Annotated in this window: 14 protein-coding genes and 1 other annotated feature; of the genes, 5 read left to right on the top strand and 9 right to left on the bottom strand. The window is 44.1% G+C overall.

What is annotated here, in order from left to right:
- Positions 1–2: 2 nt before the first annotated feature.
- Positions 3–926: a sequence feature (possible 23S ribosomal RNA but 16S or 23S rRNA prediction is too short), on the top strand.
- A gap of 222 nt (positions 927–1,148) precedes the next feature.
- Complete coding sequence (locus HM003_05875) at positions 1,149–1,532, top strand: metallopeptidase (GenBank protein ID MBX5328864.1); 384 nt, start codon at positions 1,149–1,151, stop codon at positions 1,530–1,532.
- A gap of 146 nt (positions 1,533–1,678) precedes the next feature.
- Positions 1,679–2,116, top strand: coding sequence for an OsmC family protein (locus HM003_05880; GenBank protein MBX5328865.1), 438 nt, complete (start codon positions 1,679–1,681; stop codon positions 2,114–2,116).
- Here the strand turns inward: HM003_05880 and HM003_05885 are convergent.
- From HM003_05885 to HM003_05895, 3 genes are all read right to left on the bottom strand, one after another.
- Positions 2,110–3,276, bottom strand: a complete 1,167-nt coding sequence (locus HM003_05885; protein ID MBX5328866.1) for an acyl-CoA/acyl-ACP dehydrogenase — start codon at positions 3,274–3,276, stop codon at positions 2,110–2,112. The two genes, HM003_05880 and HM003_05885, sit on opposite strands and share 7 nt — an antisense overlap.
- A gap of 134 nt (positions 3,277–3,410) precedes the next feature.
- A complete protein-coding gene (locus HM003_05890; GenBank protein ID MBX5328867.1) occupies positions 3,411–3,728 on the bottom strand; it encodes a DUF5518 domain-containing protein in 318 nt (105 codons plus the stop codon).
- Between the two features lie 138 nt (positions 3,729–3,866).
- Positions 3,867–5,723 carry a hypothetical protein gene (locus HM003_05895; GenBank protein ID MBX5328868.1) on the bottom strand — a complete coding sequence of 619 codons (1,857 nt, stop codon included), beginning with the start codon at positions 5,721–5,723 and terminating at the stop codon, positions 3,867–3,869.
- A gap of 424 nt (positions 5,724–6,147) precedes the next feature.
- Here HM003_05895 and HM003_05900 point away from each other — a divergent pair, with 424 nt between their 5' ends.
- Positions 6,148–7,458 (top strand): 2-isopropylmalate synthase, encoded by a 1,311-nt coding sequence (locus HM003_05900; protein MBX5328869.1) that lies wholly within the window; start codon positions 6,148–6,150, stop codon positions 7,456–7,458.
- 32 nt (positions 7,459–7,490) lie between these two features.
- Here HM003_05900 and HM003_05905 read toward each other — a convergent pair whose 3' ends face one another.
- The 5 genes from HM003_05905 to HM003_05925 form a co-directional block, all read right to left on the bottom strand.
- Positions 7,491–9,458 (bottom strand): acetoacetate--CoA ligase, encoded by a 1,968-nt coding sequence (locus HM003_05905; protein ID MBX5328870.1) that lies wholly within the window; start codon positions 9,456–9,458, stop codon positions 7,491–7,493.
- Positions 9,459–9,486: 28 nt separating this feature from the next.
- On the bottom strand, positions 9,487–10,281 hold the full coding sequence (locus HM003_05910; GenBank protein ID MBX5328871.1) for a 3-oxoadipate--succinyl-CoA transferase subunit B: 795 nt from the start codon (positions 10,279–10,281) through the stop codon (positions 9,487–9,489).
- Between the two features lie 20 nt (positions 10,282–10,301).
- The gene (locus tag HM003_05915) at positions 10,302–11,213 is read right to left on the bottom strand and encodes a CoA transferase subunit A (GenBank protein MBX5328872.1); all 912 of its coding nucleotides are present in this window, start codon (positions 11,211–11,213) and stop codon (positions 10,302–10,304) included.
- Positions 11,214–11,275: 62 nt separating this feature from the next.
- The gene (locus HM003_05920; GenBank protein MBX5328873.1) at positions 11,276–13,207 is read right to left on the bottom strand and encodes a hypothetical protein; all 1,932 of its coding nucleotides are present in this window, start codon (positions 13,205–13,207) and stop codon (positions 11,276–11,278) included.
- Positions 13,168–14,190, bottom strand: a complete 1,023-nt coding sequence (locus tag HM003_05925) for a radical SAM protein (protein ID MBX5328874.1) — start codon at positions 14,188–14,190, stop codon at positions 13,168–13,170. The genes HM003_05920 and HM003_05925 overlap by 40 nt, the downstream gene beginning before the upstream one ends.
- A 136-nt stretch (positions 14,191–14,326) precedes the next feature.
- Here HM003_05925 and HM003_05930 point away from each other — a divergent pair, with 136 nt between their 5' ends.
- Together HM003_05930 and HM003_05935 are read left to right on the top strand one after the other, a co-directional pair.
- Entirely contained in the window at positions 14,327–14,656 is a 330-nt protein-coding gene (locus tag HM003_05930) for a hypothetical protein (protein MBX5328875.1), read from the top strand.
- A gap of 62 nt (positions 14,657–14,718) precedes the next feature.
- The gene (locus HM003_05935) at positions 14,719–15,717 is read left to right on the top strand and encodes a radical SAM protein (protein ID MBX5328876.1); all 999 of its coding nucleotides are present in this window, start codon (positions 14,719–14,721) and stop codon (positions 15,715–15,717) included.
- On the opposite strand, the gene HM003_05940 is transcribed toward HM003_05935, so the two are convergent.
- A complete protein-coding gene (locus tag HM003_05940) occupies positions 15,704–15,961 on the bottom strand; it encodes a hypothetical protein (protein MBX5328877.1) in 258 nt (85 codons plus the stop codon). The two genes, HM003_05935 and HM003_05940, sit on opposite strands and share 14 nt — an antisense overlap.
- Between the last annotated feature and the right edge of the window lie 2 nt (positions 15,962–15,963).

Genomic DNA, 15,963 nt, shown 5'->3' on the forward strand with positions numbered 1-15,963 from the left:
CCAAATGCCTTGTCGGGTAAGTTCCGACGTGCATGAATGGATCAACGAGGGCCCCGCTGTCCTCGCGTAGTACCCGGTGAATCCACATAACGTGGACGAACAGTCCACGGTCTCCCAGCGGGAAAAGAAGTCCCTGTGGAGTTTTACTGCAGCCTGCCGCTGGAATACGGCTGCGGATGCAGAGTGTAGACGGGAGCCGTCGATCCTGGTTTCTCCGGGAACTGGGGGAGGCGAAAATGGAACACCGTCCTTCTGCAACCGTGTTTCTAACCGGCGCCTTCGGGTGCTGAGACAACGGTAGGTGGGCAGTTCGGCTGGGGCGGCACGCCCTTGAAAAGATATCAAGGGCGCCCTAAGGTCGGCTCAGACGGGACAGAAACCCGTCGTAGAGTGCAAAGGCAAAAGCCGGCCTGACTGGATCCTCCACAGTAAGGGATCCAGGGGCGAAAGCCGGGCCTAGCGATCATCCATGTCCCCCTTGGTGGGGGCTGGATGTGTCAGAAAAATTACCCTAGGGATAACAGGCTCGTCGCGGGCGAGAGTCCCCATCGACCCCGCGGCTTGGTACCTCGATGTCGGCTCTTCCTATCCTGGCCCTGCATAAGGGGCCAAGGGTGAGGCTGCTCGCCTATTAAAAGGGAACGTGAGCTGGGTTTAGACCGTCGTGAGACAGGTCGGACTTTATCTGCTGGGAGTGCTGGCTGCCTGAGGGGAAAGGGTCCCCAGTACGAGAGGAACGGGACGCTGTGGCCTCTAGTTTACCGGTTGTCCGATAGGGCAAACGCCGGGCAGCCACGCCGCTGAGGATAAGGGCTGAAAGCATCTAAGCCCGAAGCCTCTCCCGAAAATAGGCAGCCAATCCCCTTTTTGGGGACGAGGGCTCCCATAGAAGATGGGTTTGATGGAGCCGGGGTGTACGCCGGAAGACTTCGGTCGACCGGTTTAGCCTGCGGCTTCCAACCGCCTGAGGTGTTGGGCCGTAAAGGGTGGTGTCTGGGCGATTTTGAAGTGGTGAGAGAATAGTGTGGGTGTGTTGGTTGCTTGTGCATGGTGTTGTTGTGTATTTTTGTTTGGTTTTGGAGTTATGGTTTTTAATTAGGTTTAGTGATAGATTGTTCTTCGAAAGGTTGTGTGGTGCTGGTTTGCCGTTGCGTTATGTTGAGGCTTTGGATGTTAAGAGGTTGGTTGATGAGATTGTGGATTGTTTGGGTTTGTTTCATGTTGTGCCGCAGTTCGTTTATTGTTATCGGAGTTTTGGTTCGGAGTCTAAGCGTGTGATTGCTCGTATTCATGGGTTGAGTAGGATTTGGCAGGAGGCGTTGAGGAAGCATGCGGCGTATGTTATTGAGGTTGTTTCTGAGCGGTATGATCAGTTGAGTGAGGAGGAGAAGGAGAAGACGGTGATTCATGAGTTGTTGCATATTCCGAAGGGGTTTTCTGGGGGTTTTCGTCCGCATAAGGGTTATGTTGAGAAGGCGGAAGTGGAACGGCTGCATCGATTATTTGTGAAGCGGAGAGCTTTGAAAGAGTAGATTTTGGCAAGATTGCAAAGTTTTTTCTTTCATAAGTAATGTGTTTTTGTGCTCTGCGTAGCTATACCCCCCTTATAAATAGGTTGAATTATGGGTTAGAATATTAGAGGGAAAATTTTAAGGCAACAAGCGATAAAGACTATTGCATGCCAGAGTTCACTTTTGAAGGAACAGCCAAATGGAAAAGCGGCACAGAATGCGACCTATCCATAAAGGGCAAACACATTGTCACGGTTAGTCCGCCGCCAGAATTCGGCGGGAAACAAGGCTACTGTGTTCCAGAAGAAATTTTCGCCGCCTCATTAGCCTCATGCATGAACACGATTTTCCTATTAATCGCAAAAAACTCTCAGTTGGCTCTGAAGAATCTGGAAACAAAAACAACCGTGAAAATGAACGTGGAGGGTCTTGAAAAGCTCATCTTCACACACGTTCACTTTGACATGGCGATTAAGCTGGAAAAGGATGACGAATGGAACCGCAAAAAAGCGAACGCAGTCTTTAAAATGACTGAGAAAATATGTCCACTTAGGCAGTCGTGGGGAGAAAAAGTCCCAATAACGTTTAAGCTAACCTTTCAATAGGACTTAGGCAAGCCTAACACGTGCTGTCCAATGAACGCCAGAGCCATTTGATGCGTCACTGGCGCTAAGCGTATCAAGTTTACTTCGCGCCACCACCGCTCAACATCATACTCCACAGCATAACCGTAACCGCCAAAAGTCTGCATTGCATGATAAACAGCACTAATGCCCGCTTCTACAGCAGCAACCTTAGCCATGTTCGCCTCAGCACCGCATTCTTGTCCCTTATCATAAAGCCAAGCAGCCTTATAATTCAGCAAATGTGCAGCTTCAATCTTTGCCTTAGCATCAGCAAGCGGAAACTGAACAGCTTGATGCGAACCAATAGGCGCCTCAAACACTCTGCGTTCTTTCGCGTAATCAACCGCTTTCTTAATCGCCAAAAGTCCAATACCGCAAGCAGCAGCAGAAAAACTCATTCTCTCTGGATTAAGCGTGTCCAAAACAAAATACCACCCCTTATCCACCTCGCCTAAAAGGCAATCCTTGGGCACTCTAAGGTCGCTAATATACATTTCAAAAGTCTTCGAATAGTTAATTCCATGCTTCTCTATTGGGATAATCTCCACAGCAGGATTAGGCAAATCCACAACAAAAAGGCTTAAACCCAAAGTGCGCTTAGCAACCTTATCCACGGGCGTGGTTCTCGTCACAAGCAACATTCCTTTAGCCCGGTCAGCACCAGAAATAAACATTTTCTGACCATTAACCACATACTCTTCCCCTTCAAGTTTAGCCGTGGTGCTAATGTTTAACGTGTTCGTTCCAGCATCAGGCTCTGTTAAAGCCAAACAAAACTCCATTCCCTTAGCAATTTGCGGCAAATACTTCTGCTTCTGTGCCTCATTACCATGCTTAACTATGGATAAACCACCGAAAACAGAACTTAAACACAAAAACCACTCACCAGCCAACCCGCAACCTTCAGAAGCCAAAGTCTCCATAGCCAAAATCATCTCAAACATGCCCATGCCACCGCCACCATACTTTTCTGGAATCACAATGCCAGGAAAGCCCGCTTCAACCAAACTTTTCCAGAAATCCTCTGGAAACTCGTGCTTCTTATCCTTCTCACGCCAATATTCAGGACCAAAATCTCGCGCAATATCGCATGCCGCTTCAACAATCATTTTCTGCTCGGCTGTTAATTCAAAATTCAAAGTCATCTCTCACCTAAATTCACTGTTAAGTATTGGCTAAAAGCTTCCATACAATTTTAAACTTTCGCCGAAAAATCGCAAGAACCAATGAAGCAGAGGGTTACAACAAAAAAAGGAGAAAGTTTGCATACGTTTTATCTTGCTAATGCTCCGCCTATAAGCCCACCAATAGCAGCTATTATTGCTCCAAAAATGCCGAGAAGAACCGCTGCAACCGCCACAAGTAATCCTAACAGAAAGCCTATAAACCCGCCAAGCAACCCACCCAAAAGCCCACCTAAAGCAACCAACCCGATAGCTATAAGCACAGCAATTATGAGCCCTCCCAAAATTCCAGCAAGAAAACCAGCCAAAGCACCTTTCCACAAGCCTTTAGCTATCAACCCAGCAACCAATCCGCCAATAAAATGACCAATTATCGGAAGCGCCCACCCAATAGCAACGATAACCACAAAGCCTGCAAAAGCTCAAGCCACAAACTGCCAGAGCCATTTCCCAAATCAACATTTCTCCTCATCGCTTTCGTTAACAACTATTATCCTCATCACATATAGGCATATTCCTCGAAAAAAGAAAAAAGAGGAAAAAACTTAGTCAATAAACAGTTTTTTGCTTTTCTTTGCTAGAACCGCAATTGCAATTGAAAGTGCCATGAAAATCATTAAGAGAGTAATTGTTGGAAATTCTGGAATCACTTGATATGCATAGTTTAGTCCGCTATTATCTTTGGTGGCTGTATTGCCGACGTTATCGCTGGCAGAGATTTTGAAACTAACCCATGTGCCGTAGAACTGTTTCGGAAGCAGTGCTTCAAAAAGACCCGATGTCGAATTATAGTTCATCTTTGTATTTGCCCATGTTGTTCCATTGTCAAAACTGTAGAGGAGGCTCACAAGATTGCTGTTTACTCCGCTTCCAGAGTCGGTCACATTTGCATAGACAGTTACCAGTTCTCCTTGGTTGATGTCTCCCGTTGGGTAATGTGTAGGCGTCTCTATCGTTGGAGAAGTCTTGTCAAGAAACATCGTTGCCGTTTTGAAGGTTTCCTCATTTCCAAAATTGTCCACACTGTAGTATTTTATCGTGTGACTGCCATCTGCCAAGCTTGAAAGAGTGAAAGGACTTCCATAAACTTGCCATGAGCCACCATCAATTTTATAATAAGTTGCAGAAACTCCAGACTCATCATCATGGGCTGATAGAGAAATTTTAGACGTTGCAGATAGCCAGTCTTTTCCAGCAGAGGAATATGCCGTGTAGCCTAAAGATGTTGAAGGCGGTGTCTTGTCAACAAACGCTATTGTCAACCAAACGTCATAATAATCTGTGTTTAAATCTCTAGCCATGTCAACTATGAAAATTCTTCCATCAAGTACTGCAATCTCTGGGTTCCTGTTGGAGGAGTAGAACCACTCCTGAAAGTTGAGAGTACCGTTCATATTAGTTATTCGCGTTTCCGGAATGATTTTGTTTCCAGTTGCGTTGACCAGCGCATAATAAATGTCTGTGTAATCCCCACCTTCAAAACGGTTAATCCAAACAATGTGCGCCATATCGTGAGTGTCAACAGCTATGTTTGCCAAGAAAGATTGAACACCGTCATCTTCAGAAATTAACATTTCATCAACGACTTTTATTACATCCGGATCAGCAGAATCTCCGCTTCTATCGTCTAAATAGGGGTTGATTTTCATGTAGAAAATATCTGTTTGCGGTTGCGTTGAGCTGTTGTGCCATGCAATGTGAATCATGTCATGGGAATCTATGTCCACAAATGGTCTAGTATGCCTCCATGTCTCGTTACTGTTTGTCAGTTGAGTGTTGTTTATCAATGTGTTTCCGGTACTTCCATCAATCATAGTATACCATACATCTCGCCAACTACCGCTGTCAGTCCAGTTTTGTGTAACGAGGAACACGTGCGCGTTGCCGTGAGAATCCACAACAATCTCAGGTTCGCTCCAATCGACGTCAATGTAAAAACCAGCAGTAACGTTAACTTCTGGAAGAACTATTACTCCATTTTTGTCCATCACAAGATAATGTAACTCGCCCATCGCAGCCCATGTGTCATTATCGAACCATACAACATGAACTCTGTCTGAAGAATCAACAGCAACGTTAGCGGCTCGCGATTTGCTGGCATCTTCTGTACTAATTATTGTTTCCGGTATAACCGTTATATTCGCGTAGTCAGCCGCACTGCCATCCATGTCGTCCAAGTACGGGTTTATCTTCAAATATACGACTTCTTGCTGGTACAGCGTCGTGTAGTTTGTGTAGTCTGGCCAAGGATCATAAATGGATTGTGCATGAAAAACTATGTGAACATTGTTATCTGAATCAACACCTATTGATGCTCTCCGAGCATGATATGAAGTAGCATTCATATTGGGGTCAAGGCATGTCTCGTTAATCAGCGTGTTGCCATAGCGGTCCACCATCATATAGTATAAAATAGCAGTGTCATTTCCAATCCATACGATGTGAAGGTTACCGTTATGGTCAAGGCTATTGAAGGAGCTTCTTCCTAATGCCCACTAGATATCTGCGTTAACTCTTTATAGATGACAACCGGATCGTACTCGGCACTTGTATGTGGAGCGAGAAAAGTTTGCAATGTCAAAATGAGCGACATAATTAAAAGAGTCGCCAGATACATCATCTTAACTTTAGAATTATTTTTCATCTATATTATCTCCAGATTTTGATGTTAACCACATTTTTGTGTGTAGCTATTAAATCTTTTGTATACTTCTTTTAGAGCGTTTATTCTAAGTCTTCAATAACCTTGAAACATCAATTCTTATATGGAATAACTGTCGAATTATATGTGTATATTTCGCTTCCCTTTATCGGAATGTGCGTTGGATGAGAAAAACAATATTCAAAAAACTTGAAGCGCAAGGACTAATAGCAAACTACAACCACTACAGAAAAAACCTGCCTCCAAAACTTCCAGAAAGAGTCTTCATCTGGGACGAAACCCTGAGAGAAGGCGTCCAAACACCCACGGTATATCTAACATACGTTGAAAAGGTAAAACTCGCCAAAATGCTGGACGAAATGGGCGTAGCCCTCATAACTGTTGGATTTCCAGCAATCTCCGAAGAAGAAAAAAGCGACGTTAGAAAAATCGCAAACGAAAGCTTCCAACAAGCACGCCTCGCAGCATCTGCACGCACAATAAAAAGCGACATAGACGCTTGCCTAGAATGCGGAATAAGAGAGCTTATGATATTCACACCTTTCAACGGACTGAACCTTCAATACAGACTAAAAATGACAAAAGAACAAGTACTACAGAAAACCACCGAATCCATAGAATACGCAAAAAAACACGGCGCAACCGTAAACTTTGTTTTAGAAGACGCAACAAGGACACCAATAGAAGAGATTATACAAATCTTCGAAACCGCAATAAAAGCAGGAGCAAGTCGCTTAGTAATAGCAGACACAGTTGGCTTCCTAAGACCCTTATCAATGCGCTATTTGATTTCGCACGTAAGAGAGGAACTCCTAGAAAAAACCAAGAAGGAAATCCCACTTTCCATCCACTGCCACAACGACTTCGGCTTAGCCACAGCAAACACCCTAGCAGCAGTTGAGGAAGGCATAGCCTACGTTCACACGTGCATTGCAGGATTTGGAGAAAGAGCCGGAGTCGCACCATTCGAAGAAGTAGTCACCGCATTAGAACTGCTCTACAACATAGACACAGGCGTAGACATGAAAAAACTTTACAGACTCTCACAGTTAGCCGAAAAAAGCTTTGCATTGCCAATACAATATCACAAGCCCATAGTAGGCGACAACACGTTTTCATACGAAGTCGACGAATACATCCACGGCATGCTCGCTCATCCGCTAATATACGAACCCTTCCCACCCGAAATCATCGAGAGAGGAACAACATTCTTTTTCGGTAGACAAACCGGAAGACAAACAGTAGAAAGCCGTTTGGCATCCGCGGGAATTAAAGCAACACCATGGCAAATAGACGAAATAGTAAGACGAATAAGAACAATGCAGGAAAGCATGGACAAGGGCGGAGCGCAAATGACATTCTACCAAATCAAAAAGCTAATGCGAGAACTAAGGAAAGGGTTAACAGAAGAGGAATTCTGGAGAATTACTGAGCAAGTCACGAAACAAAAACCTAAACTTCCAACACCCACTTGACGCTTTTAGCTTGTTGCCTTGCAACCATTGAACTAACCTTTCTGAAGTTCCGGAAGAATCTTCTCAAAATAATCAAGAGATTCCGGGTTAATCAAAGCCTCTCGATTTATGACAGGCTTACCATGAATTATGTTCCAAACGGCAATCTCAACTTTTTTCATGTTAAAAGTGTAAGGAATGTCTGGCGCTTCGATTATTAAAGCTGGCACGTGCCGTGGAGAAGCATTTTCTCGCAGAGTTTTCCTAATCTTATCTTTCAAAGCCTCTGTTAGGCTGTATCCCGGAGCAATTTTAACGAACAGGATTATGCGTTGGTCTCCCTTCCATTCTTGCCCAACTGCTAGGCTGTCAGCAATTTCCGGCAGTTTCTCCACGATGTTATAGATTTCAGCTGTGCCTATGCGCACTCCGGAAGGCTTTAAAACAGCATCAGAGCGTCCGCAATGGGTTACGCCGCCTGTGTCGCCGTGGACGATTATGAAGTCGCCGTGCCGCCACACGTTTTTGTTCGGATAAAATCTGAAGTATGCGTCTAAATACTTCTCGTTATTTGGGTCGTTCCAGAAATAAAGTGGCATTGAAGGCGCCGGTGCTTCACAAACAAGCTCTCCCTGCTTATCAACCACGGCATTGCCCTTTTCGTCATAAGCTTTAATTTTCATCCCTAACGCTGGAGCTTGCAGTTCGCCGGCGTATACTGGAAGAGTCGGGCTTCCAGCGGTGAAACAACCGTTGATGTCTGTGCCGCCGGCTATCGAATTGAAATGCAAATCCTTTTTGATTGCTTTGTAAACGTACTCGAAACCTTCCGCTGACAAGGGCGAGCCGGTCTGGGAAATTTCACGAAGCGAAGACAAATCATAGTCTTTGCATGGCTGAACATTTTGGCTTTTTAGAAAGTTTATGTAGCTTGCGCTGCAGCCAAAAATGGTTATTTGTTCATTTTGAACTAACCGCCACATGGCATTAGCGTCAGGATAGCATGGGTTTCCATCATACAACACTATGGTGGCTCCCACGGCTAAAGAGCTTAAAAGCCAGTTCCACATCATCCAACTACAACTTGTAATATACATGATTACGTCTTCACGTTTCAAATCCGTGTGAAGTATAAGTTCTTTTAAATGGTTGACGAGGATTCCGCCTGCTCCTTGCACCATACATTTTGGCTTGCCAGTCGTCCCAGAAGAAAACATAATGTACACGGGATGGTCAGAAGGCAACTGTTCAAACTTAATCTCTGGACGTTTCTCCTTCGACAAGAAGTCATCGTAATATGCCGCGTTAGGAATGTTGCTGACGTCTGGTTCATCTTCTGCAAACGAGGCAACAACAACCTTTTTGAGCGAAGAAATCTGCTTAGCGATTCTTTCCACATTAGACAAGATACTGAAGGTTTTTCCTTTATACCAGTACCCATCAGCCGTAAACAAAACCTTAGGCTCAATCTGACCCAAACGGTCCAGCACTGCTGAAACGCCTAATTCTGCACCGCATGAAGCCCACACTGCACCGACGCTTGTTGCAGCAAGCATTGCAGTGGCTGTTTCGATTAAATTCGGCATGTAGGCAACCACGCGGTCTCCCGGAGCAACGCCTATCTCGCGTAGTGATTTGGCAAGACGAGCAACTTTATCATATAATTCTGCATAGGTTATTTTCGCTGTTTTTTGGTTTTCGCCTTTGAATATGAAAGCTGTGTGGTTGTCTCTGTATCTTAGAAGGTTCTCTGCAAAATTCAGTTTTGCTCCAACAAACCATTTTGCTCCTGGAAACTTGTTTAAGTCGTCAACCACTTTTTCGTATTTGCGTGAACATATAACCTTACCGAACTCCCACATGCTTGACCAAAACTTGGGTATGTTCTCGATTGACCAGTTGTAAAGTTGAAAGTAAGAACTTATCTTCAAAGAGTGCTTCTTGTTAACAAAATCAATAAACTTGGTCATATTCGCCTTTTGTGTGCGTTCCGCGGAAGGTTTCCAAAGCAGTCTTCCCATAATCTTATCCCATGCAGCAAAAACTCAACTAAGCTTTGTTTCTCGGTATGTAAATGCCTTGAGGGTCTATCTCCCTAAGAAGCTTAAGCTCTTCATAAGTTGGCAATTCCGTTGTCGGCACTTCTTTTGGCACAATTAAGTCAAAGCCACTATTCTCCAACACTTGCTCCACCGCAACACCCGGATGAACCGCAGCCAATCTAACTCTTTTAGTCTGCGGTTCAAAATCCATTTGGCACAAGTTTGTAACAACAAGCGATGGACCAACGCCACGCAGTCCAGCTTTTTCTCTTGCTCCGGGTCCGTTTATGAAGCCTGGGCTTGTCATGTAATCGAGTTTTTTCACCATTTTTCTTTTTTCATGAGTCATTATGATTACTATGCGTTTGGCTGATGAGACTATGTCGTTTCCTCCGCCGCTGCCTGGCAATCTAACGTTTGGCTTTTCGAAGGGTCCTATATACGTGGTGTTTATGTTTCCGTATTCGTCGATTTGTGCTGCGCCTACGAAGCCCACGTCCACATGTCCGCCTTGCAGCATTAAGCCTAATGTTTCGATTAAGCCGATTGCGCCTGATGCGCGATAACCTAGTCTTGAGTCGGCTATTGATAGGGCGATGTCTATGGCGTTTGAGTCTATGAATCCGGCTTCGTAAACTATTTTTGCGTTTGGCGCGTGTGTTCGTTTTGCTAGCATTGCAGCTATCATTGGCAGTCCAGTGCCTATGAAGACGACTTCGCCGTTTTTTATTGCTCTTGCTCCGCAAACAGCCATGAGCTCTAATGTGGTGAATTCGCCGAGTTGTGCGTATTTTTTCTTCATCTTGTTTTTCTCCCCTTTTTCTAGTATGGAAGCGGTCTTTTGGCTTTGAGTTTCTGCAGTCTTTCGTTTCCGATTTTTCTTAGGAAATCTTTATGGTCATCTACGCTTGTTATGTATTCACTGCAGTATTTTTGCCAGCCTTCTTCTGTTTTGCATTGCTCGTAGTACATGCGGATGTGCTCCATGTCGTAATCGTAATAATTGTAAACCATCATTGGATACGAGCCCCATGGGCATTCTACAACATGCGTTACGTAAATGTTTGGTATGACTGTTTGGTCTGGTTGAGAGCGGATAAATTCCGTGTCAACGATTTCTTCAGCCATAACGATTAGTTTTTTGCCGGCTCTTGCGCCTTCGATGTCTTCGCCTTTTATGCCGTCTATTTGAGCGTTGCCTTCACGGTCAACGCGTGAAACGTGGACTATGCTGAAGTCTGGGCGGACAGAAGGAACCAACACGACTTTTTCGCCAGTGAAGGGGCAAGTGATTACTTCTGCCTTTTTGGGTCTAAACTTCTTTTTCGCAAGCAAATCTGTGCCTAACATACTTTTTAAGGGCATGAACGGAACGCCTAACGCTCCGCCAAAGAAACGCAGAGCCATAGCCAAATTTGTGTAATCTTCAATTTGGATTGCACCTTCGCGGACTCTTCGCTGAATGTTTGGCGCTAAGCCTATGCCTTCAATGGCAAAAAATGCTAGTTCAAAGTGTGAAACCACGTAGGCGCCGGATAATATGTCGATGTCCATTTCGGAACCGCACGTGTAGATTGTGAGGTTGCGTTTTTTCTGTCTCACAAGTTCATGCGCAAAAGCCATAGGAGGACGTTGAAAGCCGAAGCCGCCCCAGAACAAATGCGCGCCGTCTGGAACAAGCTTTACTGCTTCCTTCAGCGTTATTCGTTTGTCTTCTACGGCTGCTTCCACCAAGCTTTTTCACCTACATCGGTTTTAGAAAAGCATTAACCTTATCCTACACATAGATTTTTCGACTAAAAACCCAGCCATTTTGAGATTTCCGTTTCCTTTTCTGTTTCCAATTTGATGCCCATTGGTTGAAAAGTTTGATTCAGAGCAGTTAACAAGTTTCGAATGTAATCCTCCACGTTTATTTCATACAAACTTCTCACAAACTCAGCCGGTTTTACAGTGAAGGTTCTTCCTTTATAATTGAATGATTTCACTTTGACAAACGAAACTGTATCCCATCTTTCCAGTTTCTTGCCAGAATCTATCAACTGCAGTGCACATTGGTATTGCTGCGCGGCAGTTTTCATGTCCGCAACTTTCTCGTTAGGGTCAAAATAAAGCCTAACAGTATAAACCAAATCTTCCAGCATAACTCGTCTACTCCTCAAATCTTCAACAGCCTTTTTAACGATATCTTTAATCACTTTCTTCGCTTGCTCAAAATCCTCAAGATTCCTAACTGTTGAAAGTGCCTTAACGCATTGCTGAAAAACTGTGTTTATGAACCTTGGAGCGTTAGACTTTATGGGCGTGACCCCTTTAATGTCGGGCGTTCCGTCTGGCAAGATTCCAAAATAGGCTTTTTTCGCTTTAGGCAAAACGCATAGGCTATAGCGTTTCTCCACAGCCAAATCCAAATTGAACCTTTCTTTTACTGCTTTGATTAGCCATTCCACCTGCTCGTTTGACGCGTTATCCAGAAATATGCTGTCTGTGTCGCCGTAAAGTGGTCTCAAACCTTTCTCTTCCGCCATTTTCCAAGTTTCCCTAAGTGAGTAACGACTATACCCAGTTATTGCATCAGCAAGTGGCGGACAAGCAACACCATGAATGCGAACTGTTACGCCATAACTGGAAACCAAAATCAACTTCAACAGCTTCGCTGCTACACTTGCCATTTTACGCTCTTCTTCTGGTAATGAAGTGTCCTTAGCGGCTGGCTTAAACAGTTTTATTCGCAAGTCCTTTAAAGCGCCAAAGAGAACAGAGTAAAAGCCTCTTCGCTTAGTGCACACGTGATAGTCAACTTCTGAAATCTTATTGCTTCTACATTCCATGTGTGCGCAATCCACCGTCTCATAAGATAAATTGAAACTGTCAATGCAGCTTGGATATAGACTCTCAAAATCGCAGACTACGGTGTTAAAGTAAACGCCTGGCGTAGGTGAAACAGTCAATGCTCCAATAACGCTGTGCGTGGGCTTTCCACGTCTAAGCTCCTCGGAAGTGGGAATGAGAATGCCATTCTTTCTTAAGTGCGTATAAATTATGGATTTTATCCAATCGCTCACACGCCTACTGTTTAACGCTTCGTTCAAGGGAATATTCGCTATTCTCGAAAGCATCCACGCAGAATAAACCCTTTCTTGGTCTATTTCCTCAACGCCTAGAATCTCTGGGCTTAGGTTTGGGATTGGTTGAGAAAGAAGCGTATACCAATAGAAAATCTGCGCATACTTCAAAGGGTCTTTCGCTTTGACCTCACTGAAAGTTTTCTCAAATTTTTCCTTCGTCTCAGCGGAAACGTCTGCAATCAGCTTCAACAGCTCTTCAGAATGTAAGGCTCCAAAAACCAAACCATTATCATAAACGTACGATTTTGAAAATTCAATTTCGCCTTCCCAAACTTGACGCATTCGCCTCGCTGCTTTCAGAGCAATCTTTGGATTCAGCCAAAAAACTTTCCCAAAAATCTTTTTTTCGCCAGTGAAGAGTTCTTTTTTTTCTGCAGTTTGGAGGTTGCCGCTAAAATATCGAATGACTTCTAAATCTTCGTTTGTTGGCGGATAAGGTATAAAGAAGTATGGTTTGTATTCGTCGTCGACGACTTCCTTGATTTTCCCATCAGCATCCACCAACTTCAGCTTTACCGCGTTTGTTTCCGTCACTGTTGCGTCGAGAAGATAAAAAGAGTTCAATATTCTTGTGCCTCGTGCAAGCCTAACTGTTTCCAAATCGTGACAAGCTCTTCTTTCGTTAAGGCATTTGGATAGTTGAATAGGGGACCGCGTGGCTTCTCATTGTAATATGGACGGTTGCAGCTTGGGCATCCAGAAGTGCGGAAAGGTTCGCCTGTTTGAGCAATCTGCCACAATGCTTTTTCATCTACACCGAAACCTTGTATGTTTCCTTCTTCGTCAAAGCGCATTTTCTCGTATCTGGCTATCCCATGAATTATTAAGTGCCTAGCAATTTGGACTCGCCTGTATCTTTCAATGGGCGGTTGAGCCTTATTTTCTAATGCCGTTCCGCTTATTGGTGTAAAAGCAAAAAGTGCCGGCAAAACACCCATATCCACGCATGTCTGAAGCGCGTGAACCATTTCCTTTTCTGTTTCTCCCAGCCCAACAATCAAGTGCGTGCTGACCTTACCCTTTCCAAAAACGTTAACTGCCTCATTCAACAAGCCAAACTGCTGTTTCCAATTGTAAGGTCCTCCAGCATCTATTCCTTTAACCTTGTTAAACAATTCTTCTGTGGCGGCGTCTAAGGGAATCCCTACTCTTTCTGCTCCAGCCTTGGCTAACCGTCTCAAGTTTTCACTGTTAAGAGGCTGACAAGAAATTGAAATTGGAACGCCAACTCTTCGGTGTATCGCCTTTACAATGGCTATCAAATCATTAAAGACTTGTGGATAATTTAAGGCTTGGATGCAAACACGCTTGACCTTGCCATTTTCGACGGCGTTTTCGATTCCGTCAAGCACTTGTTCAATCGTGAACGTAGGCCATGAAACCCTAGAAAGCATGTCAGCTCTGCCGCGGCTTTTTCGGGCTTGCGGACAAAAACCGCAATTTGCACTGCACTTTCCCTCTCGGTACGTCATCAAATAAATGGTTGTTGGCGCAGCGTCAAGCTTCCCCTTCAAAAGCCCGAGAACAATGGCTGAGCCTAACGAAACACGAATTCGGCTTGGCAGTTGTTCAGCCGTAGTCACCAGTTGCACGCTCTTTTACGAAATTAAATAGGCACGGCTTGGCTTAATATCTGTTACAATTGTTTCTTCGCTAAAGATTTTGAATTCACAAATGATTTATCCAAACCGCGTAAAACAAGGACAGTGGCGTATGCAGATGCGAAAATCAAAACTTGAAACCTACGAGGATATTCTAGGCGCAATAATAAAGAAGCCCCTAACTATCGACAGCATAGCCTACGAAACCAACATGGACTGCACCATTCTCGAACAACGCTTAAACTCCCTAATCAAATATGGGCTCGTTCAAGAGCGCATTTCAGGCACAAAAACACTGTATGCAATCACAGAAAGAGGCGCAACCGTTTTCAAAACCTTAAGCTTTCAGAAATATCTGGAAAAAGTGGCAAGCGCCATTAAAGTGATGGACGAGGCTCTGCAAGTCGTTCCAACACTTTCAAAACGGGTTGAAAACGAGGAAAAATAGAATAGGCAAGAAAAAACGAAAACTATTAAGCAGACAGCGAAGGGTTTCTTAAAAGAAGATTAATGACTCAACTTTCACCTGAAACTGTTTGGCAAATGAATAAGAGCGAACTTTTGAAACTGTTAGACACGCCTAACTTCTTTTTTAAATCTAGAAAAATTCATTTTTACGCGCCAAGCTTCATGTATTACAAGACAAGCTATTACTGTTCTTCGCCGAAAGATTTTTCAACAATCTCCGTGACGGGAAAAGGCTGTGCATTAAAATGTAAACACTGTGGCGGAATAGTTTTAGAAACTATGTATCCAGCTAACACGCCTGAGAAACTGTTTGAATTATGCGTTAAGCTCAAAAATGAAGGTGCTTTAGGCTGTTTAATAAGCGGAGGATGCTTGCCAGATGGTTCTGTGCCGTTGGAGAATTTCGTCGATGCTGTTGGAAAGATTAAGCGTGAATTAGACATGACAGTTTTCGTTCACACTGGCATAATAAACTTTGATACAGCTAAAAAACTGAAAGATGCTAAAGTGGATGCTGCCCTTATCGACATAATTGGCTCTGATGAGACAATAAGAGAAATCTACAACTTAAACGTGACAGTTGAGGATTACGAAAATTCCTTAAAGGCGTTACATGATGCGGGCATTGTCTTTGTGCCTCACGTGATTGTTGGGCTTCATTATGGAGAGCTGAAAGGTGAACTTCACGCTTTAAAGATGATATCCAAACACGCGCCTTCCGCACTAGTCATAATCGCGTTCATGCCAATACATGGAACAAAAATGGAAAAAGTAAACCCACCAGAACCCGCAGACATCGCGAAGGTCATACTAACTGCAAGGCTGATGTTTCCAGAGACGCCATTGGTTCTGGGTTGCATGAGACCGAAAGGTGCGCACCGCGAGAAAACGGATGTTCTAGCAATAAAAGCTGGGGTAGACGCCATAGCTTTTCCCGCGGAAGAGGCAATACGACTGGCTGAAAAGTTTGGATACGAACTCGTGTTTTCTTCGCTTTGTTGTTCCCAAATTTACTCGGACATTAAGACTAGCGGTTTCTGAACATTGAACCTTTCATTGTAGTCATAATGTTGTTTTTAAGCGTTGAATAGAAAGCGCTTAATCTTTTGGCGTCTTTTTTCGCCATTCCTTGGCGGATTAGCTGTTTTTCAAAGGCTTTTCTTGCTTTGCGCACCTTCCAGCCTAACGTAAGCCACAGGAAGAAGAGGCTTATAAGGAGGCGAATCATGTAGAGAAAACTTACGGCTAAGCTGCTTACTTTCATGTCTGCTTCTCTCACAATCAAGC

The organism is Candidatus Bathyarchaeota archaeon A05DMB-5 (assembly GCA_019685655.1).
Lineage (GTDB): Archaea > Thermoproteota > Bathyarchaeia > Bathyarchaeales > Bathycorpusculaceae > DSLH01.